Source organism: Streptomyces sp. NBC_01092, from assembly GCF_045039535.1.
Classification (GTDB): domain Bacteria; phylum Actinomycetota; class Actinomycetes; order Streptomycetales; family Streptomycetaceae; genus Streptomyces.
In genome coordinates this window covers 179883-206741 of record NZ_CP108659.1, presented here as the reverse complement: position 1 = coordinate 206741, position 26859 = coordinate 179883, and the positions used below count along the sequence as shown (strand labels likewise).

Below are 26859 nucleotides of genomic sequence, written 5' to 3'. Positions count from 1 at the left end.
ATGAAAACCGAGAAAATCAGGCAGCCACGTGCCTCGACTAAACATGAATACGACCGCTGGGCCCAATCAGTTCATGCCAGAACACCCCACCCTGCCAGTCGCTTCTAGTACTCCAGTTGTGCTTCTCCATTTTCCCTGGTCAGCGTGCCTGTTTCGAGTCTAATGAGCTGACGCTGTATCAGGGTGGTGGTGGTTCGTGACCCATCCGATCGAGGTGCACGCGGCAGTGGTAGTGACAGTGGCGGGCGACGGCTTGATGGCGTCGGCGCCAGCGCGACCAGTGGAGCCGGTGCCCGGGCCTCGGTAGCCAGGCTGCTGAGGAATGGGCAAGATCCAGGAGCCGTCGCACTTCTGCCACGGTGAGGGGAACGAGGCTGCTCGGACCGTTTCGTCGGCCCCCTTTTCGAGGGCGTGGGCGGCCATCGCAGCCAGGAAGGTGTGCGCCAGCATGGCCAGCGTGATGTGGCGATACCAGCCCACGTAGCGGCGGACTTCGTACTGGTCCAGGCTGCACTCGTTCTTCGCGGCCTGGAAGCATTCCTCGATGGCCCATCGGGAGCCGGCCACGCGGACCAGTTCGGAGACGTTCGCCTCCGCGGGGGCGAAGGCGAGGTAATAGGCGATCTCCTCGGGGCGGGCCAGGCCACGGCGGGCCAGCACCCAGCGGTGATGCATCAGTGCCCCGCCGTTCGCTCGTCGGCGGCGGGGAGCCTGGCTGCGGCCCAGTCGTAGACCCGAGGACCCTTCGCACCGTCCCCGCACGAGATCAGCTCCCACGCGTCATCCGGGGCACCGGTCAGAACATGGTCGATGCGCCCACTCCCGGCAGGCGACTTGACCTGCTGCGACTTGGGAACCGCCAGGACATAGCCCACACCGGCCTCCTCCAGCATCCGCCGGAAACCCCGCTCCTGACCGTAGGCCGCATCGGCGGTCACCCAGGCGATCGGCAGCGCGGAGTCGAGTGCCTTCGACACCATTGCCCGCGCCAGTTCGGGCTTCGTAGCAAAGGACCTGTCCTCAGGAATTCTCGCCGTGCGGCACCGATCCGGATCATCGGTCCAGGACCTGGGCAGATACAGTTCTCGGTCCACCAGGGCCCGCCCCCTCGCCGAGGCATAGGCGGCGAACACGCCGATCTGGCAGTTTTCCGTGCGGCCGGCCGTGCCGGAGTACTGGCGCTCCACCCCGGCTGAGATGGTGCCCTTCTTCAGGAAGCCGGTGTCGTCCACGATCAGCACACCGTCAGGTCGGCCGACAGCAACCGCTGCAGGCCGTACGGGGTGGGATGGCCGGCGTGCTCGGCGAGCTGCCAGCAGTTCTTCCGGCCCACCGGGCCGAGCAGCCCGCGCACATAGTCCCGCATCCGACGCCCCGGCTCGATGCGGCCGAACCGCTGGCCCACCCGCAACAGCAACGATTCTAACTCGGTGGCCCACAGCCCTGCTTCGATATCCGGCTCCATGGCAGGCTCAACGCACCTCGATCGGGTGGGTCACGAACCACCACCACCCTGATACAGCGTCAGCTCATTAGACTCGAAACAGGCACGCTGACCAGGGAAAATGGAGAAGCGCAACTGGAGTACTAGGGCCACATCAGCGCCACCCGCCGGCCGGATGGTCGCGGCGGTACGCCGACGTGAGGACCGCCCAGCCAGCCCAGCCACCGCACGAGTCCGCCGACGGTCAGGGCCGCATCGAGGAGGTCCGGGCTCCTGGTGGCACAGGTCAGGGCGCCCGCGGCGATGCCGGCGACCGAGCGGCCAAAGTCCGTCCTGCGGTCGTCCTGCAGGCCGAGCAGACCCATGGCGCGCGCGCGCTCCCGTGGGGCGGCGCGCCACAGGGCAAAGAGCGACTGCCGCAGCGCTGCCGTGGCCCGATCCTCGGCCGTGAGCACCCGGTGGATAGCTGCCGCGACTCGCTCGGGCACCCGCGAGCTCGCCATGCGCAGGCGGCGGTACGTATCCGGGCAGGCGTGCGCGGCCAGGCACTCGGCATCCAGCAGCGCGCAGCTGATGCCTTGGGCGGCGAGCGGATGGCCGTGCCCGGCGGCGTCGCCGACCAGGGCCACGCTGCCCGCGCCGAAGTCGGCCCGCCTGCGGAAGGAGTTGGCGGCCCACTGCACGCCGCCGCGGCGCAGCCGGGCCCTGAGAGCATCGGCCAGCTCCCGCGACAGGTGCGGTGTGAAGCTGCCTTCCAGGTATCCGAGAACCTGCTGCGGGCCGGGCCGGGTGAGCGGGACATCCATGGTCAGGCGGACCAGGTCGGGGGTGATGCGATAGGCCAGGGCCGGTCCCGGGCCGCCCAGGAAGACGTGGCCGAAGCCCTCGGCCGGCAGCGGGACATGGGGCAGCGTGACCCCCACCGTGTACGACAGCGCGACCCCCGGGGGCGCATCGGGACGCACTGCCCGGCGCACGGCGGAGCTCCGCCCATCTGCTCCGACCACCAGCCCGGCCGTGACGGGGCCCTCGTCCGTGAGACAGCCACCCGCCGTCAGACCGCGAAAGCGGCGCCCCGTCGCGAACCGCACGCCGGTCTGTGCGGCCAGCGCGTCCTGGAGCGGTCGTACGAAGGCATGATGGGGCGCGGCCGCGGCCTCGCCCCACGTGTAGGGCAGTTGGATGGGCGGCTCGCCGCCGCCGGGATGCAGCACGAAGCCTCGATTGCGGATGAAATCCGGGGGGCGCACGGCCACACCCAAGCGCGCCAACACCGCCGCGCCCGTCGGGTGCAGCCACTCGCCGGCGAAGCGGGTCGACCGGTCCGGATGGGGCTCCAGCACCAGGACCCGCGCCCCGCCGCGGGCCAGCCCCAGGGCTGCCGCACAGCCGGCGGGACCCGCACCAACCACAACTGCGTCCACACCCTCCACTCCAGTCACACGGCGTTCCTTTGTTCGAGTTGGCGGATCGGTGGCACGGTGCTGCAGCGTCACCATTTACTAAGCATTCATTCGAAACGGTCTATCGGCAATTATCGACCCCACCCTTGGCGCGAATAACCCGTTGAGAGAGGTGTGTTAAAACTAGGAACGATAACGGTATATTTCTTCAGCTATTTAGAGCAGCTCAGGGTAGAGACAGGCACCAGAGCTGCCTTAAAGTGCCCGGTCTCGAAAGGGGTTGTCCGAAGTGTCGAAATACGTGTGACTATTGGCGAATATGAGATGTGCGACCAGTGGAGGTCAGCACAGTGGAAATGAGGCGTGACCGTGTAGGACACGGGCGCGTTGCCAATCCTTGCTTGCCTCGGTTGTGCTGCATGGATGTGGCATGGGCCGGTTCTTGGTGTCGGGGGGCTTTCCCCTGAAGCGCGGGCACCGTTTAGTACGCGCCCGGGAGGCGATCATGATTCTGGTGACGGGCGGGAGCGGGCACTTGGGCGCGAACCTGGTCCGGCGTCTACTTGCAGACGGCCATGAGATCCGGGTCCTCATACGACCCACCAAGCGGCACGGACGAGCATTGGCCGGCCTGTCCGTACAGCGCGCGGTCGGTGATCTGCGGGACCCGGACGCGGTCGACGCCGCCGTCAAAGGCTGTGAGCGCGTGTACCACTGCGCGGCCCGCATCTCGACCACTGCCCGCAATCACCGGGAGATCCACGCGGTGAATGTGCTGGGAACCCGCAATGTGCTTCAGGCAGCCGGAAGGCACGGTGTGCGGCGGGTCGTGGCGACCGGCTCGTTCAGCGCGACGGGTACGACGCCGGGGGGGCCCAGCACGGAGCGGGACCTGTTCTGCCCGGGCGACAACGACACCCCGTACACCCGCAGCAAGGTGCAGATGGAACACGAGTGCTACAAGGCCGCCGCGCAAGGTCTCGAGGTGGTGATCGCCGTATCGACGGCGATCATCGGCCCACACGACTACGGCCCATCGCGCATGGGCCGAGTGCTGCTCGACCAGGCTCAGGGGCGCCTGCTCGCCTATATCCCCGGTGGCTTCGAGTTCGTATCCGTGTCCGACCTCGTCCAAGGCCACCTGCTGGCCATGGAGCACGGACGCTCCGGGCACAAGTACCTGCTCTCCACCGAGTTCCGCACCGTGGACCAGATGATGGAGCTTTACACGCAGGTCACCGGACAACCTGTGCCACGGCTGCGTATGCCCGCCGGGGCCATGGCGGCCCTGGCCCGGCTCGCCGATGGGCCGCGGGCGCTGCTCGCACCCGGCCGGGAGGCGCGCTTCACGCCCGCCGCGGTTCGTTTTCTACGCTCCGAGCGGCGCGCCGACATCTCCCTCAGCCGCGAAGTCCTCCACTATCGCCCCACTGACATCGCCGCCGCTGTCGAGGAGGCATACCGCTGCTTCGTGGAGCGTGGGCTTGTGGAGCGCCGCCGGGCGACGATCCCGACCGCGCGCACCAAAGGCCAGGGGGTGTGCGGCCGATGACCGCCGAGACCTCCGCGGGCCGCCTGCCGGCACCCCGGCTGCCAGACCGCCACCTCCCCTGGCTCGGGCCGCTGCACGCCTTTCGGCGCGACCCGGTCGCGCTCCTGCGCACGGCCCGGGAACGGGCCGGAAACGCCTTCGCCTTCCCGTTGCTCGGCCAGCAAGTCGTCTTCATCTGCGGGCCCGAGGCGCACGCGGAGGTGTTCGAGGCCGACGAGACTGTGCTCTCGCCACGCGAGGCGTATCGCTTCATGACCCCGGTGTTCGGTAAGGGCGTCGCCTACGACGTCGAGCCTGAGGAGATGGACGCCCATCTCGCCCATCTGCGGTCGGCCCTCCGGTCCCGGCAACTGGGCGCGTACACCCGCATTATGGACGCCGAGGCCCGCCGCGAGGTGGCGAGTTGGCCGGTGCATGGCGAGCTAGACCTGCTCGCCGCGATGCAGCGGACGATGGTGGCGATCGCCACCCGCTGCCTCATTGGCGAGGAGTTCGTCCGCCGCATGGGACCGCAAGTGTCCCGCCTCTACCACGACCTGGAGAGCGGCATCCGGCTCGCGGGGCTGCTCAGTCCGAGCGTTCCGCTGCCCTCCTTCCGGCGCCGCGACCGTGCTCGGGCGGCCATCGCCCATGCCAACGGGGAGGTGATCGCCGAGCGCCGCCGCAGACCTTCCGAGAGCGACGACATGCTGGCCGCCCTGCTAGCAGTCCGTACGCCAGCGGGCGACCCTCTGCCGGACGAGATCGTGACCGGCATCCTGATCGGGACGATCTTCGCCGGCCAGCACCAGAGCACCGTGCTCGCCACCTGGACCGGCGTAATGCTGCTGCGCCATCCGGAGTTCGTCTCGCGGCTGCGCGCCGAACAGGACGATGTGTGCCCGCCCGGCACCCCACCCAGCGTCCGCGTCCTGCACAGGCTGGAGCTGTTGGACGCCTGCGTCCGCGAGGCCGAGCGGCTGCACCCGCCGCTCGTCCTTCTGATGCGCAAGGCCCTGAAGGGCACCACACTGTGCGGCCACGACGTCCCGGCCGGGACGCTGGTTATGATCTCGCCCGCCGTGGCACACCGCATGCCCGAGGTCTTCGCCAACCCCGATCGCTTCGACCCGGAGCGCTACGGGCCCGGACGGGCCGAACACCGGCGCCCCTACAGCCTGATCGGCTTCGGCGGCGGCAAACACCGCTGCATCGGCTTCGCCCTCGCCTATCTGCAAGTGAAGGCCATCTGGAACGTCCTGCTCCGGGAGGTGGACCTGCGGCCGGCCAGGCCCGCCTACGAGCCGGACTACTCCACCTTCGTCGCCGCCCCGGCCGCGCCCTGCACCGTCCGTATCCACAAGCGTTCCTAGGAGTCACCATGAGCCCCGACGCCCGCCGCGCCCGCCCGGCCCCGGACCAGCCCCCGGCGTTCGCCGACGCCCGCAGCAAGCGCGCCAAGGTACGGGCCGCCGGCATGGACCCGGACTACTGGTACCCGGTCGCGTACGAGAGCGAGCTGCCCCGCGGCAAGACCCTGGCCACCCGCTTCTGGGGCCACCCCATCGTGGTCTACCGGGGCACGGACGGCAGCCTGCACGCGCTCGCCGACCGGTGCGCGCACCGGCAGTTGAAGCTGTCCGGCGGCGAGGTCAACGGCTGCCATCTGACCTGCACATACCACGGCTGGACCTACGACGGCGACGGCAAGGTCGTGCACTACGCCCACGACCTTTTCGGCCGCGCCCAGCCCGAGGTCAAGGTGCCCAGCTACCCGGTGACCAGTCGGCACGGGCTGATCTGGGTCTTTCCGGGCAACCCGGAGCAGGCAGGCACCCGCGCCATCCCCGGAATTCCGGAGCTGTCCGGCGACCGCCCCTGGGCCCGGCTGGACGCCTCGTACACCTGGCGGGCCCACCACTCGATGATCATCGACAACGTCAGCGACTTCACCCACGCCTATCTGCACCGCCGCTTCCGCCCGTTCTGGGACGCCAAGCTCACCCGGCTCGAGCTGATCGACGACCGGGTGGAGCTGAGCTACGACACCTTCATTGGCGCCGGCCGCTTCAATTGCTTCATCGACCGGCGCAAGGTGGACACCACCTCCATCGAGCTCGCCTTCGACTACCCGTACCAGCGCTCCGACACCGCCGGATCGATCAAGTCCTGGTGCTTTGTGCTCCCGCTGGACCGGCGTACCACCCGGACGTTCTTCATCTTCTACTTCGACATGCTGAAGATCCCCGGCACCCGCAGGTCACTGCCGCGCCGGCTCATGCCGCTGTTCATGCGCGTCGCCGGCGCCCTTGCCATCTGGCCGCTGCTGCGCGAGGACGGCGCGGCTGTGGAGTCCGAGCAGCTCGGCTACGAGATCCACCACACCGCCCCCATCGTCGAACTCAACCCCGCGGTGGGCCTCTTCCAGGACCTCACCATCCGCAAGTGGGAGGAATTCCTTGACCGAGACCGGGCCAGGACCCGCCCATCGAGCATCGCCGCCGCCGACGGGCGCATTCCCCCGCACCGCTGACGCCCGCGCCGTCCACCGGCGGGCGGTGGCCCACCTGCTCTCCCTGCAGCGGCCGGATGGCAGCTGGGAGGGGGAGGTGGTGTGGAATACCATGATCCTCTCGCAGTACGTCATCGTGCGCGCCCTGGTCGCCTCCCCGGTGCCGGCCGCCGATCACGCCCTGGTCGTACGGCACTTCGAGGTGACGCGCACGCCCGAGGGCGGCTGGGGCCTGCACCCGGACGCCGGCCCGTCGGTCTATTGCACCACGCTCGCGTACTGCGCCCTGCGGCTGCTCGGCCTCGATGCCGGGCACCCGCTGTGCGAGGGCGCCCGCGGCTGGCTGCACGCCCAGCCGGGGCAGGTGCGGGCCATCCCCACCTGGGGCAAGTTCTGGCTGGCACAGCTCGGGCTGTACGACTACGCGGCCGTCAACCCGCTGCCGCCGGAGCTGTTCCTGCTGCCGCGCGCGCTGCCGTTCCACCCCGACCGGCTGTACTGCCACACCCGGACCATCTATCAGGCCATGGCCTATCTGTACGGGGCCCGCGCCGTCACCCGCCCGGACATTGCGCCCGAGCTCCGCGTGGAGCTGTTCGCCGGCCGGCCGCCGGTACCGGCGGACCGGACCGCGCTCGGCCCGGACGCCCACTATCCGCCGCACCGGCTGCTGCGCGCGCTCTTCACGGCCCTGACCTGGTACGAACGCGCCCCCGTGGGCTGGCTGCGCGGCCGTGCCCTGCGCCGCTGTCTGCGCCGCGTCGTCCACGAGCAGGCGGTGACCGGGCAGGCGGGCATCTCCCCGGTGAGCTCGCTGCTGAACGTCCTGGTGCTGCACGCCTCGGGAGCCGGATCGCGGCGGGTCGACGAGGCGCTTGAGGGCGTGGAGAAGTGGCGCCTGCAGGACGAGGCGGAGGGCATCCGCTATGCCGGCGCCCGCTCCCAGTCCTGGGACACCGCCTTCGCCGTGGAGGCCCTGCTCGCCGGGCCACGTACCCCCGAGGTCCCCGCCGCGCTGCGGAACGCCTGCCGGTTCCTGGCCGGAGCCCAGCTCACCGGGGACGTGCCGGATGCCGCGGTGACCGCGCGGGCGCCCAGCGTCGGCGGCTGGTGCTTCTCCGAGGGCGGCCACCGGTGGCCGGTCAGCGATTGCACCGCCGAGGCCGCCGGGGCACTGCTGCATGCGGCCGGAGACCTGGAGGCCCCCGCGCTGCCACCGGACGGGGTGGCGCGGGCGCGCGCCTTCCTGCTGCACCGGCAGAACCGCGACGGCGGCTTCGGCACGTACGAACCGCGCCGCGGCCCGAAGGCCCTCGAACGGCTCAACCCCTCCGAGATGTTCACCAACTGCGTGGTGGAGGACTCGTACATCGAGTGCACCGGCTCCGCTCTGGCCGCGCTCGCCGCGATGCGGGACCGGGGACCGGCCTGCGGGCGGGCCGTGCGCTTCCTGCTCGGCAGCCAGCTGCCCGACGGTTCCTGGCCCGCGGCCTGGGGCGTGTATCGAATCTACGGCACTTACTTCGCGGTCCGCGGGCTGCGCGCCGCCGGGGTCCCCCAGGAGCATCCGGCCCTGCGGCGCGCAGCCGACTGGCTCGAATCCGTACAGCGCCCGGACGGTGGCTGGGGCGAGCACCACAGCGGCTGCCTCACCGGGCGGTACACCGAGGACACCGTCAGCCGCCCGGTGCAGACCGCCTGGGCCCTGCTTGCCCTGCTCGACCTGCTCGAGCCCGGCGCCCCGGCCGTCCGGCGCGGCATCGAGTGGCTTTGTGCCCACCAGCAGCAGGGCGGCGGCTGGCGGCAGGACGCGCCCGCCGGGGTGTTCTTCGGCTCCGCGATGCTCGACTACCGGCTGTACGAGGCGTACTTCCCGCTGTCGGCGCTGGGTCGCTGGCTGTCGGCGGAGACTTCGGAGAAGCGGTCGTGATGGGCACCCGCCCGCACGGGGACGCCGCCGTGCTGCGGTGGTTCGCCCGGGTGGCGACGGAGCGGCCGTTCTTCGATCGCACCGTCTTTGGTGAGTATCTCGCCCCCGCCTCCCCGTCCGTACAGGCCGCACAGACGCTGCGGAAGCGGGGCCACACCACACGCTGTCCGATCTGGCCGGAGAAGGGGAGACGGCGAGCCATGCGGAGCTGCACCGGCTGGAGCTGCTGGTGGCCGTGCCTACCGCGGCGCTGCGACATGCCGGCATCCGTCTTCGTGCGCTGCCTGGACTTCTTCGACGTCGAGCACAGCATCCCCATGGTCACCTGGCGGGGCGCAACCCGCGCCATCTACCAGCGGCTCACCGGGGACTACGCGGACCGCATTCTTCTGGACTGCCCCGTGCGCGGGGTGATCCGGCGGGCGGAAGGCGTGCTGGTGCAGGACGTGCGCGGCGGGACCGAGCGCTTCGACCAAGTGATCCTGGCCTGCAACGTCGATCAGTCGCTGGCGCTTCTCGCCCGCCCGAGCGCCAGGGAGCGGCGCCTCCTCGGGGCCGTACGCTACGACACCGGGCCACACGACGAGGCCGTGGCGCACACACGGACGATTCGGTCCTGCCCGACGACGGCCTGCAGGTGTCCGAGAGCCGGAGCACCTTCGTACGCCACTACGGCGACCGGCCCGACAAGGGGTGTCTGTAAGACTGGTGTCACCAGGTACACGCGTTGGCGTTCGTGCAGGTCAGCAAGGGGCTTCGTGACCCTCTGAGGATCTTTGTTGGATCCTCGGACGCCCGAGTTCTACAGTTGGTAGGCACACGAAACCGAGCAAGCCGTTGACCTGCGGTAACGTCGGGGATTGCGTATGCCTACAGGGAGTCGACATGGTGCCTGCAGGAGCTCTTTGCAGCAGGACAATCACTGAACTTCTTTCATCCTGAATAGGCGCAGGTCAGCAGCGTGTGGATGGCTTGGACGATGGTGCTGATGCGGCGGGTGGAGCAGCGTGCTCGCCGGAGCAGTCGCCGGGACTTCGGCTGGGCGAAGGTGCGTTCGCCGGGTGCCCGCAGTCGTGCGTGGTCGCGGTTGATCTGCTGGTAGTGGAGCGGCTGGATGCTGTGGTGGTTGTAGGGGGTGCGGACGGTGGCGCCGGCGCCCTGGTAGGCGCGATCCGTGAGCACGGGGATCTGCCGGGTCAGGCACGCCTGGATGATGTCGTGGGCTCGTGCTGCGGTCAGGTCGTGGGTGCGTCCCGGTGTCGCACGCGAGAACCAGAGCGGAGTTCCGTCCGGCCGTGCGATGACCTGGACGTTCATGCCGTGTTTCCTGTGCTTCTGGGAGTAGTACGGCTCATCGGTCTTGATGCGGTCAGTGGGAATGAGGGTGCCGTCGACGATGACGAAGTCGCCTTCGCCGAGTCCGGTCAGGGCTTCGTGCAGGCCGGGCGCCCAGGAGGCGAGTATGTCGATGGTCTCGTCGACGTAGTGCCAGGCGGTTGCCTCGGACACCCCGAATCCGGCGCCGACCTGCCGATACGTCTCGTTCTTGCGTAGATGGGCCAGGGCGGGCAGGGCCTGCCGGAAGCAACTCAACGTCCGCCAGGGTGAGCGCAGTTCACGCCTTCGGGCGTAGATGAGCCAGGAGACATGCTCGACAAGCTCGTACGGGACGTCGAGCATGGAAGGATACGGAACCAACAGGGGCCCCTCGGTCGCCGGTGTGATGAGTGAGATCACCACGCCAACGACCAGGGGCCCTGCCTCGTCACCACCCCGCCCGACCTGCCCATCTCACCCTCCCACCCCAGGATGAAAGAGGCTCACTTACCGAAACACCACATTCCAGCGCGAATAATCCCATCGCGTGCACTTGCATACCCGATCCACGGCCCCTTTACCTGTCCCTTGCCTGCGCTATTTTCCGCAGGTAGCACGACCGGTAACAATATGTCGGCACATGCGCTGCCAACCCCTTTACGCAGGTCAGCGTCATATTGAAGTGCGGGAGTGTCATGAATCAGGCTCTGACAAGATTTCGTAGCTGTTGATCGTCTTCTCGGTTCCGGCCTTGGTGGGTGACCCGTTGGGGCAGGCTGGTGGCGTGTGATGTCGAGTTGACGGCGCTGCTTCCTCACCTGGCTTCGGTGCTGGTCGAGGCAGTAGAGACAGGCAAGGGCCTGGTCAGGATCATGGTGCGGACCGCCGCCGGAGCCTCGGTGGTCTGCCCGGGCTGCGGGCAGGAATCGACGTGGGAGCACAGCCGGTACGTGCGGCATGTCGCCGACGAGGCGATCGGCGGGAGACCGGTGGTGATCGATGTGTCGGTGCGCCGCTTGTACTGCGAGAACCCGGACTGCTCCAAGACCACGTTCGTCGAACAAGTCCCCGGGCTGACCGTGCGCTACCAGCGGCGTACCCCGAACCTGCAGAAAGTGATCGCGGCGGTCGCGACGGCCCTGGCCAGGAGAGCCGGGGCCTGGCTGCTGCTTCATCTGCACCAGACCTTGTCGTGGGCGAGGATGCTGACCTGCTTGTTACGCATCCCCCTGCCCGCAGTGGCGGTGCCCACGGTGCTCGGTGTGGACGACTTCGCTCTGCTCGCGGCCACCGCTACGCCACGATCCTGATCGACGCCGAAACCCGCGAGCGCGTCGAGGTCCGTCCTGCCCGACCGCACGGCCGAGACCCTGACGGCCTGGCTGCGTGGCCGTCCCGGTATCGAGGCGGTCTGCCGGGACGGCGCGGCTGGCTACGCGCAGGCCGTCACCGATGCACTGCCCGAGGTGCTGCAGGTCGCCGACCGCTGGCACCTGTGGCACATCCTCGGCGAGGCCGTCCTCAAGGAGGTCCACGCGCACGCCGGCTGCTGGGCGAAGTGCGGGCCGCCCTCCCAGGCCCGCGTCCGCGAGGAGACCACCCGCGAGCGCCGGCATCAGGTCCACACCCTGCTTGACCAGGGCGTCGGCCTGCTGGAATGCGCCCGCCGCCTGCAACTGGCGCTGAACACCGTCAAGCGCTATGCCCGCGTCCCCGAGCCCGAGCAGCTGAAGAAGGCCCCGCAGTACCGGCCCACCCCTACCGCGACCACTTGCGACGGCGCCGCGAGGACGATCCTGCCGTGAGCGTCAGGCAGCACCTGAAGGAGATCAGGAACCTCGGCTACCAAGGCAGCTCGAGCCTCCTCTACCGCTACATCAACCAAGGCCGTGTCGAGTCCGACCGCCCCGCCGTCTCGCCCCGCCGCTTCAAGGGCCTGCTCTGCACCGCCCCCAATCAGCTGAAGGACAAAGACCGCGAGCTCCTCACGGCCCTGACCGGGTCGTGCCCCGAGATGACCGCCCTGACCGGGCACATCCGCACCTTCGCGGACCTCCTCAAACCCGCCGCGGACAACAGCCGTCGCTTCCACGAGTGGATCTCCCGTGTTCGCGAGGACGACCTCCCCCACCTGCACGCCTTCACCCGCGGCTTGGAACGCGACCACGACGCCGTCGCCAGCGGGCTCACCCCCCCGTTCCACAACGGCGGGACCGAAGGCGTCAACACCAAGACAAAACTGATCAAGCGTCAGATGTACGGCCGGGCCGGCTTCCGCCTCCTCCGCCACCGCATCCTGCTCAACTGATCCATCCCGGCGAGCGATCAATAGCTACGAAAATCTTGTCAGAGCCTGATTCCTGATAGACCCCTCTCCGGCCTGGCGGTGGCCCGGCAGCTGGGCGCGGACTACCCGTTCAGGGTGAACCCGGAGGCCAACCAGTGCTTCAACCTCTTCGGCCGGATGTGCATGGGCGTGCGCTTCAAGGCCGTTGGCTGACGTGAGGTGCCGCGGCGCGGGCGCCCGGCAGCTGCTCCGGCGCTGCCGACGGCCAGGTGTAGAACTGCCGCGCCCAGCGCCGGTACGGGCCGATCGGGCCGTCCCCCTCGGCCAGGCGGGGCAGGTTCACGTAGCGCTTGTGCTCCCACACCGGGCCGTCGGCGTCGAAGTCCTTGTCCGTGCTCGGCCGCAGCGCGAGCGTGAGCAGCCGCGACAGCGCTACACTCACGCGGCCGAGCGCGCCCTTCGGCGCCGTTTCGCCGCCCCCGAACCGGGAGGCTGACAGGACCCGCAGCTCCATCTGCCGGGGCCCCACCGGCGTCGTGTAGATGTAGGCGAACCCCTGCGCGCCGATCGACGGCATCTTGACCTGCACGTAGCTGAGGCTGAGGCCGAATCCCTGTGAGTACACCGGGAAGTGGAGCGCGCCGATGACGGGGAAGTAGCGCTCGGTCACCAGCCGGCAGGTGGAGCGGGTCCCCTCGAACGAGGTGGAGGTGATCGTAGCGCTGCGATAGTCGTGCAGGGTAGGGAAGTGCCCCACATCGAAGGCGTTCTCGTGGATGTCCTGCGGGTACGCCGTCAGCAGCATGGTGCGCGGGAGCGGCGCGGTGAAGCCGTCCTCGCCCAGCTCCGGGATCTCCCACTGCGGCGGCAGTCCTGCGGCGTGCCGCCATACCATGATCACGCCGTTGCGCTCGCGGAATTCACGCCCGCGCAAGGCGAGCTTGGGCACCTTTCCGCCGTACGCCCGCACGCACGCGCCGCCCGGTGCGTACGCGAAGTGGTGGAAGGGGCAGATCAGATTCTCGCCCTCGACCCGGCCGCCGTAGCCGAGATGCGCGCCGAGGTGGGGGCAGTGCGGCTCGACGACGCGGACCGCCCCGCCGCAGGTGCGATAGACGACGATGTCCTCGCCCATCAGCCGACGGCGAAGCACCTGCCCCGGCTTGAGCTCGGCCTGGTAGGCGACCGCAAACCAGCCATCGGGGTAAGGCAGTTCGGCGTCGTCGTTAGTGTGCGCGCGGGTGTCTGACATCGCAACTCCTCTGTCGGTCGTGTGTACCCCACTGTGATGACGGTCAGTCCGCCGCAGACTCCGGCTTACGTGCCTGCCAGAACTCGATGACAAAGGCCCCCTCCCTGGCCCCCCGCGTCAGCGCCCGCGCCCCCTCGCACATGAAGCGCAGCAGGGGCGGCGCGTCGGGGGTCTCACCCACGTCGGCCATCTGGTCGAGGTAGTCCCAGGTGGCGGTCAGATTCCCGGCAGCCTCGGGATCGCCCACCTCGATGTCGGTGAATCCGGCGCCGCGCAACTGCTCGGTGAGCTGTCCGGGCGTGGAGAGGTGCGGCATGGCGTGATAGCGGCAGATCGGGTCGATAAGACGGTGCACGTCCTCGGTGCTCAGCCCGTCCGCGGCCAGCCACTCGTATCCGATCGACATGCCACCGGGCTTGAGGACCCGGGCCACCTCGGCGTGGACGCGGTCCTTGTCGGCCGAGTGGCAGATGGCCTCGAAGGCGTAGGCCACGTCGAAGGTGCCGTCCGCGAAGGGCATGTCCATCGCATCGCCCTCGACGAACTCGGCCCGGTCGAGCAGCCCGCGCTGCCGGGTCAGCTCACGGGCGTGTCCGATGCGCTTGGAGCTGAGGTCGAGGCCGGTCACGTGGGCGCCGGTGCGTTCGGCGATGTTGAGCGCCGGACCGCCGACCCCGCTGCCCACGTCGAGCACCGTCATGCCGGGGGCGAGGCCCGCGCGGTCGGCGAGGAACATCTGGCGCGCCACGACCGCGTCGGCGAGCGAACCGCCGGACGTCAGCGGCGCGAAGTGGTGGGACTCGCCCCAGCCGGTGAGATAGAGATCCGTCACCAGTTCGTAGTAGGACGTCACCAGCTCGCGGTAGTTGTCCCCTCGTACGGTGTCATCCGCCGAGGCCAGTCGCTGGTAGTGGTCGAGTGATACCTGAGTCATCAGTATTTCCTCTCATTCCTTGTCGTTTTCGCGTGCTTTTTTCGCTTGTGATATTCCGAGTCTGCATGCCTAGTGTTCGCAGACTCTGAGTCTGTGCTTTCGCCGCGGTGCTAGAGCAGAACGACCCCTCGCCGTGGCAAGCGTGGGAACGGCGTTGCCCCCGCTCGGCGAGGCGTCCACCGCTCCGTCCAGGCCCTCGAACGCGACATCTGAGACTGCCTCGCCGACTGGAATGAGCACTCCAGGCCCTTCGTCTGGACCAAGACCGCCGACAAAATCCTCGTCATAATCGCCACCTATTGCCGACGAATCTCTGACTCAGATCACTCGTTCCGCGGAGCTTCTTCCAGCAAGGCTGTCTGGATCAGTGTGGCCTTCCGGCGCGAGATGTATTGGGCGCGACCCGGCGGCAGATTTCGGGGCTTGATGTTGCTGAACAGGAGCCCCTCGGATGGCGGGCAGGACATCAACAGGCCCGGGCTGTTCACCTCGTCGAGGCGGCGGAGGAGCTGGTCGCTCACACTACGGCCGGCGCCGGTGGCGGAACGTAGCACGACCAAGTGCATTCCCACTTCGTGGCCGAGGGCGAGAAAGTCGAAGAGCGGGGCGAAAGGCTGGTCGAATGAGTTTCCGCCACCGACCATGTCGTAGTCGTCCACGAGCACGAACAAGCGCGGTCCTTGCCACCAGTCACTCTTCCGCATCCGTGCTGGCGTGATGTCTGGCCCCGGGAGCCGCGTCCGGATAGCTCGGGCCGAGCCGTCGACGAGTTCCTTGAGGCTGTCCGTTGCCACAGCGTGTCCCAACCGGTACGCCTCGGGCACTGCGTCGACTAGCTCGCGCCGGTAGTCCACTACGAGAATATTGGCCTCTGCTGGGCTGTAGCGCGCGGTCACAGCTTTCGCCACCAGCCTCAGGAGGTTTGTCTTTCCGCTCTCGGTGTCGCCGATGCCGACCAGGTGCGGGGTACGAGCGAAGTCGTGCCAGACAGTGGAAAGAGTCTCCTCGTTGAGTCCGAGGGGCACGCGAAGACCATCGGCCAACTCCGGCTCCGGCAATTGGGTGGCGGGAAGCCGGTGCGGCAGCATCCGCACGGGGGGCGCCGGGGGACCGGGCCAGTGTTCGGCGATCCCCTCGACCAGCGCTGTGACGCCGTCAGTGAGGTCGTCTGTGCTCTCTTGGCCGTTGATGCGCGGCAGGGCGGCCAGAAAGTGCATCTTGCCTTCCGTCGTCAGACCTCGCCCTGGAGTGCGCGGCACCGTGGCGGCCTTGCGAATGTCCACCATCGAGTCCATGGCGTCACCCAGCCGGAGTTCCAGGCGGGTGGCGGCCTGGTCGCGGACCTGTGCCGACAGCTCCACCCAGCGGGCAGTGGTGATGATCAGGTGGACGCCGTAGTTCAGCCCGCGGCTGGCGATTTGGTTGAACGTCGGGATGACCGAGTCAAAATCCTGGCGGACCGTCTGCCAACCGTCCACCACGAGGAAGACATCGCCGTGCGGCTCGTCGGGGAACTCACCTGCTGCGCGCTTGCGCCGGTAGGACGCCATGGAGTCGATGCCATGGTCCAAGAAGAACTGTTCCCGGTGGTTGAGCACCGTCATGACTTCGGCCACCGTGCGGTTGATCCGATCGCTGTCCAGCCGGGCGGCTACACCGCCCACATGTGGTACACGGGCGAGCCCGGACAGTGTGCCGCCGCCGAAGTCCAGGCAGTAGAACTGCACTTCGCGCGGGGTGTGGGTGAGCGCCAGCGAGGCGATCAGGGTACGGACCACGGTCGACTTGCCGCTCTGCGAACCGCCCGCGATCGCCACGTGACCGCCAGCTCCCGAGACGTCCACCATGAGCAGGTCCCGCAACTGCTCGAAAGGCTTGTCTACCAACCCAACCGGCACCCGCAGCTTCCCAGTTCCCGGCCAGTCCATTGCGGTGAGTCCGCGCCCCGGTTCGGGGGCCAGCGGCGGCAGCAGCCCGTCGAGGGTTGGTGACAGTTCCAGCGGAGGCAGCCACACCTGGAACGCCGGCGGACCCGAGCCGCGCAGCCGGTCGAGAGCCACGGACAGGAGGGTGTCGTCGGCCTCGCCCTCCTCCACGCCCGGGGGCTCTGCGTTGGGCTCGGTTTCGGGTGCGCGCGTTGCCACCCACTCCGACGTCCATGGCACCACTTGGCTGGCCACGCGTGCCTGCGCGACCGATCCCCGGCGATGCCGGTAGGCTCCCGAGACGTATGCGGCCCGGAACCGGGTCAGTGCCTCCACCCCGCTCTTGAGGAAGCCACTGCCGGGCTGTGGCGGCAACTCGTAGGCATCCGGGACTCCGAGCACTCCACGGCTTTCCATCGCCGAGAAAGTGCGCAGGCCGATGCGGTATGAAAGGTGGCTCTCCAACTGGTGCATCCGGCCTTCGTCCAAGCGTTGCGAGGCGAGCAGCAGGTGTACGCCGAGCGACCGGCCGAGTCGGCCGATCATCACGAAAAGGTCCATGAATTCACGGTGGGCAGCCAGCAACTCGCTGAACTCGTCGACCACGATGAACAGGCTGGGCAGTGGAGCAAGGGGGGCGCCTGCAGCCCGTGCCTTCTCGTAATCCAACGCCGACGTGTAATTGCCGGCGGCACGCAGCAGTTCCTGACGGCGGATCAGCTCACCGTGCAAGGCGTCCTGCATGCGCCCCACCAGCGCCACTTCGTCGGCCAGGTTGGTGATCAGCGCCGACGTGTGCGGTAGCTCGTCCAGGCCCAGGAACGTGGCGCCGCCCTTGAAGTCCACCAGGACGAAATTGAGCGTCTCCGAAGAATTGGTCAGCGCCAGCCCCAGCACCAGGGTGCGCAGCAGCTCACTCTTACCTGAACCGGTTGCGCCGATAAGCATGCCGTGCGGACCCATGCCGCCCTGTGCAGATTCCTTGATGTCCAGCTCGACAGGGACACCGTCGGCCCCTACGGCGATAGGCACCCTCAGCCGTTCTGCTGAATGACGGCGCCGCCATAGCGAGGCAGGTTCGTGGCGGTACAGGTCGGGGATGCCCAGCAGGGTGGTCAACTCGACATCACTGGCAAGTGGTTCGGAGGCATCCGCACTCAGGCTCATCCGGTACGGGGCCAACAGCCTGGCAAGCGACTCCGCAGCAACGGGACCGACGGCATCTGGGCAGCCGAGGTACGTGGTCTGCTCCTTGCGGCTGCGGTTGGTGCGCACCAGTTCGACGGAGTCAGGGTGTACATCTAGGCGCAGCGTGGTGCGGCCAGGGCGCCAGCGCAGTGTGCCGGACAAGTCCAGGACGACCGCGTTACGGAAGCCCGAGCCGTCCAGTCTGTGGCTGGCCGGCACCGAGACGCCATCCACCACGATCACGGTGAACGGTTCGTCCTTGAGAGCCTGGGCCTCCGGGTCGAACACCGATCGTTCCGTAAATTCCGCGCCGAGCAGATCCTCCAGGTCGTTGCACGAGGACGCCATCATGCGCACCGGTCCGGCGCCGTCCTGCTCATCCGGGTGCAGGTTGTGTGGCAGCCACTTGGCCCACTCCCACTCCGAGCGCCGCTCCTCAGATACACACAGCGCAATCCACAGGTCCTCCGGCGGGTGGAACACGGCGAGTTGACACAGCAGAGCGCGTACTGCGGATCGCACGGCTGTCTCATCGCCGCGCAAGAGCACTCGCGACCAAGAGCGCAGGTAGAGCGCAATTGGCTGGTCGGGCACGGTGCTGTATGCACGCATGAACCGGCGCAGAGCCTGAGCGCACAATGGCTCCAGGTCCTCTACCGGCTTCGTCGACAGCGGAGTCAAGCGTAGCGCGAGCTGCTGATCGCCGACAGCAATCCGCACCTCGGCGAAGTCCTCGTCCTTCGGGCGCCGCTCCCACAACCTGGTTGTCCGCACCATCGATGACAGAGCTGTTGGCGGAGGATGACGCCAGGACAGCGCCAACTGTTGCCCTATGACCGCATCATGCACTTTGCGTCGGATTTGCGAAAGATAGCGTAGGTAGTCTCGGCGCTCGCCGAGCAGTCGGTGCTTACGATCACTGCTCTGACGTGCCACGTGTCCGACGATCATCGCGGCAGCTGCCAGCACCATCAGGCCAGCCGCCAAATAGGCGAAGATGCCTGACCCTCTCGGGCGGAGGAAGACCAGGATCATCGAGATCGACATCATGGCCATCGGCAAATACGTCCATACGGCGGACGAGTCCGGCACCTTCTCGGGCAGCGTGGGCGGCTCCTGAATGCTCAGCTCTCCCTCGGGTATGCCCGGGTCGGGCCGGCGAGCTGGGCGGCGGAAAAGGATCACACTCAACGCACTGGCTCCTTACGAAGAACTGACTCAACCGTACGGCCAGGGGGAGCGCGCCTGGGGATTCCGAACGAGTAGAGGTAATTTCGGGAAAATGTCGAGGTAATTCTGGGCACGATAACGCGAGTGCATCAAGGTCACAGACGCCTGACGGATCTAACTCATCTGTATTGGCTGCCAATGCCCAGTACTCTGCTCCGCATCAACCGGTGTTTCCACTCCCAAGCCCGATGGCGCTTGGGGAAACGGAGAGGCGTTTGCGATGACCGACAACTCCGTGGCCGGGCTTTGCCGTCTCACCGTGCGTGCTCCCTCCCGCATCATCGATCTGGCCGTTCCTGCCGACGTCCCGGTAGCTGACCTGCTTCCCACTGTGCTGCGGTATGCCGGTGAGAACCTGGAGGAGAACGGACTGGATCACGGTGGTTGGGTGCTCCAGCGCCTCGGGCGCCCGGCCCTGGACGGGGAGGGCACCCTGGAAACTCTGGAATTGCGGGACGGCGAGGTGCTCTACCTGAGGCCGTACAGCGATGAGTTGCCGGAGGTACGGCTCGACGACCTTGTGGACGGCATTGCCACAGTGACACGTGACCGGCAGCACCAGTGGAGCCCTGAGGCGAGCAGGAGGCTGCTCCGTGGGCTGGTCGTGCTGGCTCTGGTAACCGGCTTGGTGGTGCTGGCCTGGGCGGGCGGCCCGGTCGGTCTCCGCGTGATCACCGCGGCTGTCAGCGGGGTACTGCTGCTCGCCGGCGCCGCCTCGGCGAGCCGGGCGGTGGGCGATACGGCAGTTGGTGCGACGCTCGGATTCATGGCAGTGCCCTATCTGATGCTGGCCGGCTGGTTGCTGCCCGGCGGTGACATCAGCGGCCCGAACGCACACCACATGGTCGGAGCCCGGCTACTTGCAGCTGCCGCCGCCGGAGCGGGTGGGGCTGCGCTGGCTGCGGTAGCAGTCGGCACCCAAGTTGCCGTCTTCCTGGCAGCCGCACTGGTGGCGGTGGCCGCGGGAACTGCCGGGGCAGTGATGATCGGCTTCGACCTGCCGCTCGCCGCCGCCTCGGCGGCGGTGGGGGCGCTCCTTGTGATTTTCGGTGGGTTCGTACCGGCGATCTCTTTCAAACTCGCCGGGATGCGCATGCCGGCGCTGCCGACCAATGCACAGCAGCTTCAAGAGGATATCGACCCGTACGACCCACGCGATGTCACCACCCGTACGGTGAGGGCCGGGGAGTGGATGACCGCGCTGTATGGAGCGACCGGCGCGATCTGCGTGGGCTGTCTGACGGCCCTGCTCGCGCAGGCTGAACTCCCGGAGGTGCTGACCGCCAGCGTTCTGACGGCGCTTCTGCTCCTGCACGGACGCGGCATGGTAAACGTTTGGCAGCGGCTTGCCCTGGTCTTGCCGGGCGCCTGGGGGTTGATACTGCTGGCGCTGGCCTGGGCCAAGGAGCACGCCCCGCACGAAGGGCTAGTGGTGGTGGCTGCTCTTCTCATGGTCACCGCATTGCTGGCCGTCGCCTCGTGGACGGTCCCGGGCCGCCGGATCGTGCCGCACTGGGGCCGCGCTGCCGAGCTGCTGCAGTCCGTGCTGGCTATCAGTCTGCTGCCCCTAACGCTGTGGACGCTCGGCGTGTACGGGGCCCTTAGAGCGCTCAACGGCTGACCAAGGGAGCGACTTCATGCAGTCCAAACGTGACCAGGTTCAGGCGCACGTCTTTCTGATGGGCCGGCTGACCTCGGGCATGTTGCTCGCTGACCCGGATGCCCCGGACAGCCCGCTCGGACGCACCACACGAGGCACGGTATTCGGCGTGATCATCGGTGTCGTGGTGGCGGCAGGCGCCTTCGTCTTCGGCCTGATCAACCCCGGAGGGCATGAGCTGTCCCCCAACACCTTGATCATCAACAAGGACACAGGGGCCCGGTACCTTTATGTCGACGGTCGGCTCAGGCCGGTGCGTAACTATGCGTCAGCGCTGCTCCTCGGTGGGGATGGGCTGAAGTCCGATGCTGTGCACACCTCCTCACTGCGCGGCAAGCCCCTGGGTTCCCCGGTCGGCATACCTGGTGCCCCGGACTCCGTGCCTGGCAAGGACGACCTGGAGACGGGGGCGTGGCAGGTGTGCTCCGTCGTGAACGAAAGTTATTCCACCGCCTTGATAGCGGGTGCGCCGGCCGACGGGGACAGGCTCGGAGCTGACGAGGGTCTGGTCGTGGTCGGCCCGGACATGAATACGACGTATCTGGTATGGCAGGGCCAACGGCTGAGGCTGGACGAGGACGAGGAGACGGCCGCCTCACTCGGCTACGGGTCGGTTACCCCGCGCCCGGTATCCGCGGCCTTCCTGCAGGCCCTGGTGCCGGGCCCCGACCTCACCCCTCCCGATGTGCCGGGCCGCGGCGATGACGGGCCCGATCTGGGCAGCCACGCCAGCAAGGTGGGCCAGGTCTTCCAGGTGCAAGTGCCCGGCTCGGCCCCGAAGTACTACCTACTCAAGCGCGAGGGGCTCGTACCACTGACGGTTACTCAGGCAGCTCTGGTGCTCGGTGACCCCGCCACACGCGAAGAGGCATACGAGGGTGTTTCACCCGAGCCCGTAGAACTCGGTGCCGTCGCGCTCAAGGATCATCAGGCCGCGGGTGATGGGGGCCGGGACATGGCTACGGGGCTTCCCAAGGCACCGCCGCGCGCCGTCGACGTACCGGACGGCCAGTCGGCGTGCGCTCGGGTGCAGCCAGGGAGCGGTGCTCCGCGAGTGACCTCGGAGGTGGTGCCCGTGGCATCGCTGACCCCGGTCGCCAAGGCTGATCCAACGCTTGTTGACGGGTCCTGCATCCAGGTGGACCGGCTGATCGTCCGACCTGGACGGGGCGTTCTGGTACAGGCCCTCAGCGCTGGGGGCAAGGCGGTTGGCGACACCACGTACTTCGTGTCCGACAACGGGGTCAAGTACCGCGTGCGGTCGGGACAGGCACTGCAAGCGCTCGGCTACGCCGACGCTAAGGCGCAGCCCCTGCCTTCCCCCCTACTGTCGATGCTCCCCTCGGGGCCGGACCTCGACGTCAAGGCAGCTGCTCTCGGCGAGGGCGCCACCACGGCAGGGTGCTTGCGCAGTGGCGATTACGCATGAATAGAGACAAAGCACCTTAGGTGCTGGCCGAATGTACCGGAAGTGAAAGTATGAACGGCTACCTTTCGGTTCGCCCTTGAGTGAGGCTAGCAGGGTGTTCGTATACTGCGGCAAGAAGCCTTTGTGGCGCGTCGGAGAAATTGTTGACCCAAAGGAATGGGAGACAGGAACATGGCGGGCAGTGCCAGGCAGACCTTCGACTTTCAGAAAACACAACTGGGGATCAGTTCCCTTAGCGACGGAGCCGGCGACATCAGGCGTGGCAGGGCCTCCATCGACGACGTCAAGAACATCCTACTCCCGGGCTATCAGGGTACCGACGGAGCTGAGTTCGCCCGCCTGCTGAACGACTGGCTGACCCAGTGCGAAGTCGTTGCCCGCAAGCTCGACGAAATGCGGGAGACCCTTGAGGGCACCCTCAAGACGAAGAGTGACAATCAACAGGCAGCGCAGGAGATGATTACGGCTGCGCGGAACAGCGCGGGTTCGGGCGACGCCGTATTCAGTCGGCTGGCACCGTAGTAAACGAAAAGCAGCAGATTCACAGGCGCGATCAACAGATGTGAGGTTCACCGATGCCCTACGGGAACGACGGCATAGTTCACGTCAACTACAACACTGTGGGCGAAGCAGTGTCTTCGATGCAGCAGATCACGAACGCTATCCGCCAGAGGCTCTCAGAACTGGAGCAGGGCTTGCAGCCTCTGGTCAATAGCTGGGAGGGCCAGGACCGCGACGCATACTATGTGAAACAGCGTGAGTGGGGCCAGGCCGCGGATCGGCTGAACCAGATCCTGCTCAGCCACAGTGGCCTGCTGGACGACATATCGGCCAGTTACGACCTCAATGAGAGGAAACTGGCCCAGGGCTGGGAGAGCGTGCAGATCGGGTGACTGAGCCGGGGCGGTCCGTCTCCGTGATGTTCCGCCCCGGACAGCCCGATGCGTCGACGAAGAAGAGAGAGGAGGAAATTGCCATGCCAGACCTTACGCACCTGGACTCCCAGGCGCTGAAGACCTTCCGGGAAAACGACTTGGCGGGGTTCATCGGTGACCTCGACAGGATTCAGAAGGACGACCCTGCAGGTGTCCAGGCCGTTAAGAGCCTCGCGGAGGGCCGGACCACCCCGGAGACGCTCTGGTACGCCGGCACGTCGGCCCACCCCGCAGTGGCGATCGGCATGTTGGGTGCTGATGACAGCGTGCAAGGGCAGACGCTCCTCAAGAATGTCAAGACTGCACTGTCCTCGATATCGGGCATCCTCGACGGTCAGCAGACCCTGTTCCCGAAAATCGACAGCAATTTGGCAGATACGATAGAAACTCTGCTGAAAAATCAAGGTGACAGTCTCACGTCCATCAATGCGGAGAAGATGCTCGAAGTCTTTTCGGACGTCGATCAGGGATTTGTGCCTGGCCAGACCCCGAACCTTGCATCGGGACAGCAGTCCAACGTTCAGATCTAGATCTTGGACCATGGAAGCCAGACTTCCGGCAGGCCTCGAACGTGTCGGACTCATTTTCCTCGGCCTCGCCCCTACTTCACGTGGAGTGCCGCCGTCATGCCCTACAACACTGAGCCCCAATTTGACCCCGATGATACTTGGGCAAGGGCGGTCACGCTGCTTACCGGTTTTCCGATGCCCAGTCGGAAGTCTCTGTTCGAACATCTCAGCAGTAAAGAAGGAATCCCCCTTTTCCGCATGAGTATCGAGGCGGCGGGTAAAAACAAGGGCGGCGACCTCGAGTGGATCGCCAACAACCTCGGATGGATGAAGAGGGAGGGCGAGGACTACTACATACCGTTCTACATCGCAGGCGGGGATGGCGAGCACGGGTCTACTGCAATAAAGGAGTCGATGCGTGAGGCCAACATCATCATGATCGGAGCGTCGGTCGAAGACGGCAGGGCACGCCTGCTCGACCAGGGTTCAGGAGGCCCCAGTAACGAGTTTACGGGCATCTTGGGCGACGAGTGGGACAGCAGCGGTAAAGCCCAGTACATCGGCGGTCCGGGCGGAGCGTTGAGTGCACTTGTGCAGCCCCCGTACACGACCAAAGGCTACGGCGACGCTTACGGAGCTGGCGTCGCCGACGCGAACGCCGTGGATCTCGGCTCCTTTGAGTCAGTGGCTCAGGCGTTCGACCGTGCGAAGCAGTTCTTCGTCGACCACGCCGCCACGCTCAACACGTGGGAGAAATCACTGGGCCGCGAGGACGCAGCCTGGAGCGGCCAAGCCGCCGGTGTCTTCAAGAATCTGCTCCACGCGCTGCGCACGAACTATGACGGATACGCCGACCAAATGGGGGGTGCCGACTTTCGGAGCGCCCAGCAGACGCTCGGAGGCTACGTACCCACGTCCAAGTACGGCGAGGCGATGGCCCAGATGCAGCAGGTCCTGGCGGGAGAGGCGAGGCGCCTGTACGAGGCCTGGCACACCTGGTCGCACGACTTCAACTACATTCATGATCCGCACCATGCCGTGCTCAGCATCCTCGACCGCGTGGCCGTGTGGGTGTGGGTCAACAACATCAGTCAGGTCATTACGAAGAAGAAGGCAGACGTCATTCACTACTCCACCACTGCAGCCTTCAAGGAAAACCTAGTCCTCGAGATACCTGAACTCGGCCGTACAATCTCGGGCAGTCTCCAGGACACCAACACCTGGAAGCAGGTCGGCGAGGCGGCCGTCGACCTATGGAACTTGCACGTCAACAATGTACTGGTAACCGCCGCCGAGATAGCACTGTCCAACATAAACAACCAGTGGGCAGATGCCAGCTCGGCCGTCGGCGAGCCTGTAGAGACCAAAACCACCAGTTCGCTCTCCCAGCAGACCCAGACTGAGCTGGCGGCGCAGAACAAGGCGCAGACCGAGCAGGCCTCGCAGAAGCTCAATGACCAACTGAGTCAACTCAACAATGGCTTGGGTGGTTTCGGGGAGTCATCCAATCTCAATGGACAGGGTCTGGGGCAAGCCCCGCCGTTCGTTCCATTGAACATCCCGCCGAATGTGTCTCCGTCGACCGTAGGTACGGGCCGGGACAGGTCGATTTCGGAATCGCTGCTTAACCCAAATCTGAGCACCGACAACCTCAACAACCCGGATGGCAGCAAGACGGCGCTGGACTCCAATGGCTCGTTGGTCACCACCAATCCCGACGGTAGCGTTAGCAAGTTCAATCCGGACACCGGGACGATCACGACGGTCAGCCCGGACGGCGACGAAACCGTCACGGACCTCAATTCCGGTCGTGCAGTTACCAACGCGGACGGCAGCAGCACGAGGCTGAACTCGGACGGCACCCTGAGCACCCAGTTCCCCGACGGCACCAAGACCACGATCAATCCGGATAGTGGATCCGTTACGACTACGGCTCCCAACGGCGATGTCTCCACCAGCCAGCTCAACCCGAGCCTCGACACCAGTAACCTGGGAGTTGACGACTTTGGGTCGTCCGTAGGGTCCGGTGGCGGAGATATTCTTGGGACTGCTGGCAATCAGTCAGCCGACAACGTAGGCGGGTCGTCCCCGAGCTCGCAAGACAGGACCGGAGAGCAGGTCTCGTACGACGACTACGACGACCCGGGCGCGCGACCACTTGGGGGTCCTTCGGGAACCTTCGGCGCCGGCTCCGCTATGAGCGGGAACCAAACTCCGCTGAACCCAATGCCCATGGGCATGGGTGGCATGGGTGGCATGGGTGGCATGGGTGGTACTGGCCAGTCATCCAATGAGCGTGTCCGAAACGTCCTGATCGATCCGTCCGATGCCACCATTGACCGACGCTCCAGGCCGATCAGTCACGCATCTGCAGGCGTTGAGGAGGAGGACCTGGTCGATGTCCGCCACAGGAATGCCACGAGCAGTTCCGCTGGACCGGAGAGCGGGACGAACGACGCCGGCCAGGGTGCTCGGTTCACGCAAAGCGGCGGCCCGCGGCGCGCCGATTGGACACCTGAGAACGATGACGTCTGGGGCACCGACGAAGGCGGTGCCCCAGCGGCGATCGGACGATAAATGGGACGAGGAGGAATCACAGTGAGCGAGTCGATCGAAATGCGCCTGGCCCAGGCGAAGAGTGAACTCGAACGCGCAGAGGCGGCGCTCGCTAAGGCACAAGACGAACTGCGCGGCGCCACGGTCGTGTCGAGGTCCCGGGACCGGGCGGTAGAGGTGACCGTGGGCCCGCAAGGGGAGCTGAAGGGGTTGAGGTTTCTGGAAGAGAAGTACCGCACTATGCAGGGCACTCAGCTGGCTGCGAGTGTACTTGAGGCTGCGGGCGAAGCGCGGGCACTGATGAGCCGTCGTGTGATGGAAACCTTTCAGCCTCTGCTGTCCGCCAGCCCCACCTTGTCCGAGCTACCCGGCACTCAGATCGACTGGGCGGATATCTTCGGCGAAGTCGATCTCACTGATGCTCTGAAGCCTTCGGGTAGCGACCAGTTGCGCGACGAGATCAACGAAGAGGAGTAAGCCATGACTGCGTACGACGCCAATCCAGCGCGGCTCCTGCAACTCCAGCAGGAGATAGAAAAGAACAACGGCCGTTTGGCTGCGATGCTGGAGGACTTTAAGGGTGGGGTTGCTGAGACTCGGGGTTGGCCTGGGGAGGGTGACAGTTTCGCGGGGGAGAACGGGCCTCGGGTGGAGCGGGAGGACAGGACGTCGGTGGATACCCTCGAGGCGATTGCGGAAGCGATCTCCGCTGCGGGGAGGGCCACGAAGAGTGATGTGGAGAGCATTCTGCGCAATCAGGGTGATGTGATGGATGCTGTCGCGCAGGAGCGGCGGCGGGGCGGACGAAGGGCCTGAG

At 66.8% G+C, this 26859-nt stretch carries 18 protein-coding genes and 2 pseudogenes; 14 read left to right on the top strand and 6 right to left on the bottom strand.

From position 1 onward, the window contains the following. Positions 1-375: 375 nt before the first annotated feature. Together OG254_RS00880 and OG254_RS00875 are read right to left on the bottom strand one after the other, a co-directional pair. Positions 376-1465 (bottom strand): annotated as a pseudogene (locus OG254_RS00880) (IS701 family transposase); the annotation flags it as partial. A 122-nt stretch (positions 1466-1587) separates the two neighbouring features. After that, entirely contained in the window at positions 1588-2886 is a 1299-nt protein-coding gene (locus tag OG254_RS00875; RefSeq protein ID WP_405576376.1) for an FAD-dependent oxidoreductase, read from the bottom strand. A 391-nt stretch (positions 2887-3277) separates the two neighbouring features. Between OG254_RS00875 and OG254_RS00870 the strand changes: the two genes are divergently transcribed. The 5 genes from OG254_RS00870 to OG254_RS00850 are packed head-to-tail and all read left to right on the top strand — an operon-like array spanning position 3278 to position 9590. Next, the gene (locus tag OG254_RS00870; RefSeq protein ID WP_405576375.1) at positions 3278-4399 is read left to right on the top strand and encodes an NAD-dependent epimerase/dehydratase family protein; all 1122 of its coding nucleotides are present in this window, start codon (positions 3278-3280) and stop codon (positions 4397-4399) included. Further along, a complete protein-coding gene (locus tag OG254_RS00865; RefSeq protein ID WP_405576374.1) occupies positions 4396-5751 on the top strand; it encodes a cytochrome P450 in 1356 nt (451 codons plus the stop codon). Before OG254_RS00870 ends, OG254_RS00865 begins: the two co-directional genes overlap by 4 nt. A gap of 8 nt (positions 5752-5759) precedes the next feature. Further along, complete coding sequence (locus OG254_RS00860) at positions 5760-6911, top strand: Rieske 2Fe-2S domain-containing protein (RefSeq protein ID WP_405576372.1); 1152 nt, start codon at positions 5760-5762, stop codon at positions 6909-6911. Between the two features lie 25 nt (positions 6912-6936). Further along, entirely contained in the window at positions 6937-8820 is a 1884-nt protein-coding gene (locus OG254_RS00855; RefSeq protein ID WP_405594768.1) for a prenyltransferase/squalene oxidase repeat-containing protein, read from the top strand. After that, on the top strand, positions 8817-9590 hold the full coding sequence (locus OG254_RS00850) for an FAD-dependent oxidoreductase (protein WP_405576370.1): 774 nt from the start codon (positions 8817-8819) through the stop codon (positions 9588-9590). The genes OG254_RS00855 and OG254_RS00850 overlap by 4 nt, the downstream gene beginning before the upstream one ends. A gap of 163 nt (positions 9591-9753) precedes the next feature. Here OG254_RS00850 and OG254_RS00845 read toward each other — a convergent pair whose 3' ends face one another. Continuing rightward, the gene (locus OG254_RS00845) at positions 9754-10560 is read right to left on the bottom strand and encodes a transposase family protein (protein ID WP_405576368.1); all 807 of its coding nucleotides are present in this window, start codon (positions 10558-10560) and stop codon (positions 9754-9756) included. A gap of 383 nt (positions 10561-10943) precedes the next feature. Here OG254_RS00845 and OG254_RS00840 point away from each other — a divergent pair. Next, positions 10944-12445: pseudogene (locus tag OG254_RS00840) on the top strand (ISL3 family transposase). 175 nt (positions 12446-12620) lie between these two features. On the opposite strand, the gene OG254_RS00835 reads toward OG254_RS00840, so the two are convergent. The 3 genes from OG254_RS00835 to eccCa form a co-directional block, all read right to left on the bottom strand. Then, on the bottom strand, positions 12621-13676 hold the full coding sequence (locus OG254_RS00835; protein WP_405576366.1) for a Rieske 2Fe-2S domain-containing protein: 1056 nt from the start codon (positions 13674-13676) through the stop codon (positions 12621-12623). A 43-nt stretch (positions 13677-13719) separates the two neighbouring features. Then, positions 13720-14610, bottom strand: coding sequence for an SAM-dependent methyltransferase (locus OG254_RS00830; protein WP_405576364.1), 891 nt, complete (start codon positions 14608-14610; stop codon positions 13720-13722). A 323-nt stretch (positions 14611-14933) separates the two neighbouring features. Further along, positions 14934-18914 carry a type VII secretion protein EccCa gene (gene eccCa, locus OG254_RS00825; RefSeq protein WP_405576362.1) on the bottom strand — a complete coding sequence of 1327 codons (3981 nt, stop codon included), beginning with the start codon at positions 18912-18914 and terminating at the stop codon, positions 14934-14936. 259 nt (positions 18915-19173) lie between these two features. Between eccCa and eccD the strand changes: the two genes are divergently transcribed. The 8 genes from eccD to OG254_RS00785 all read left to right on the top strand — a co-directional run bounded on the left by eccD (position 19174) and on the right by OG254_RS00785 (position 26858). Further along, the gene (gene eccD, locus OG254_RS00820) at positions 19174-20574 is read left to right on the top strand and encodes a type VII secretion integral membrane protein EccD (protein ID WP_405576360.1); all 1401 of its coding nucleotides are present in this window, start codon (positions 19174-19176) and stop codon (positions 20572-20574) included. 16 nt (positions 20575-20590) lie between these two features. Beyond that, positions 20591-22042: a type VII secretion protein EccB gene (eccB, locus tag OG254_RS00815; protein WP_405576358.1), complete on the top strand. Its 1452-nt coding sequence runs from the start codon at positions 20591-20593 to the stop codon at positions 22040-22042. Positions 22043-22213: 171 nt separating this feature from the next. Beyond that, the gene (locus OG254_RS00810; protein WP_405576356.1) at positions 22214-22564 is read left to right on the top strand and encodes a hypothetical protein; all 351 of its coding nucleotides are present in this window, start codon (positions 22214-22216) and stop codon (positions 22562-22564) included. Positions 22565-22617: 53 nt separating this feature from the next. Further along, the gene (locus tag OG254_RS00805) at positions 22618-22935 is read left to right on the top strand and encodes a WXG100 family type VII secretion target (protein ID WP_405576354.1); all 318 of its coding nucleotides are present in this window, start codon (positions 22618-22620) and stop codon (positions 22933-22935) included. A 26-nt stretch (positions 22936-22961) separates the two neighbouring features. Then, positions 22962-23507 carry a type VII secretion system-associated protein gene (locus OG254_RS00800; protein WP_405594766.1) on the top strand — a complete coding sequence of 182 codons (546 nt, stop codon included), beginning with the start codon at positions 22962-22964 and terminating at the stop codon, positions 23505-23507. A gap of 96 nt (positions 23508-23603) precedes the next feature. Further along, a complete protein-coding gene (locus OG254_RS00795) occupies positions 23604-26063 on the top strand; it encodes an AAWKG family protein (RefSeq protein ID WP_405576352.1) in 2460 nt (819 codons plus the stop codon). Positions 26064-26084: 21 nt separating this feature from the next. Continuing rightward, entirely contained in the window at positions 26085-26519 is a 435-nt protein-coding gene (locus OG254_RS00790; protein ID WP_405576350.1) for a YbaB/EbfC family nucleoid-associated protein, read from the top strand. Between the two features lie 3 nt (positions 26520-26522). Next, positions 26523-26858, top strand: a complete 336-nt coding sequence (locus tag OG254_RS00785) for a hypothetical protein (RefSeq protein WP_405576348.1) — start codon at positions 26523-26525, stop codon at positions 26856-26858. Position 26859: the final 1 nt, after the last annotated feature.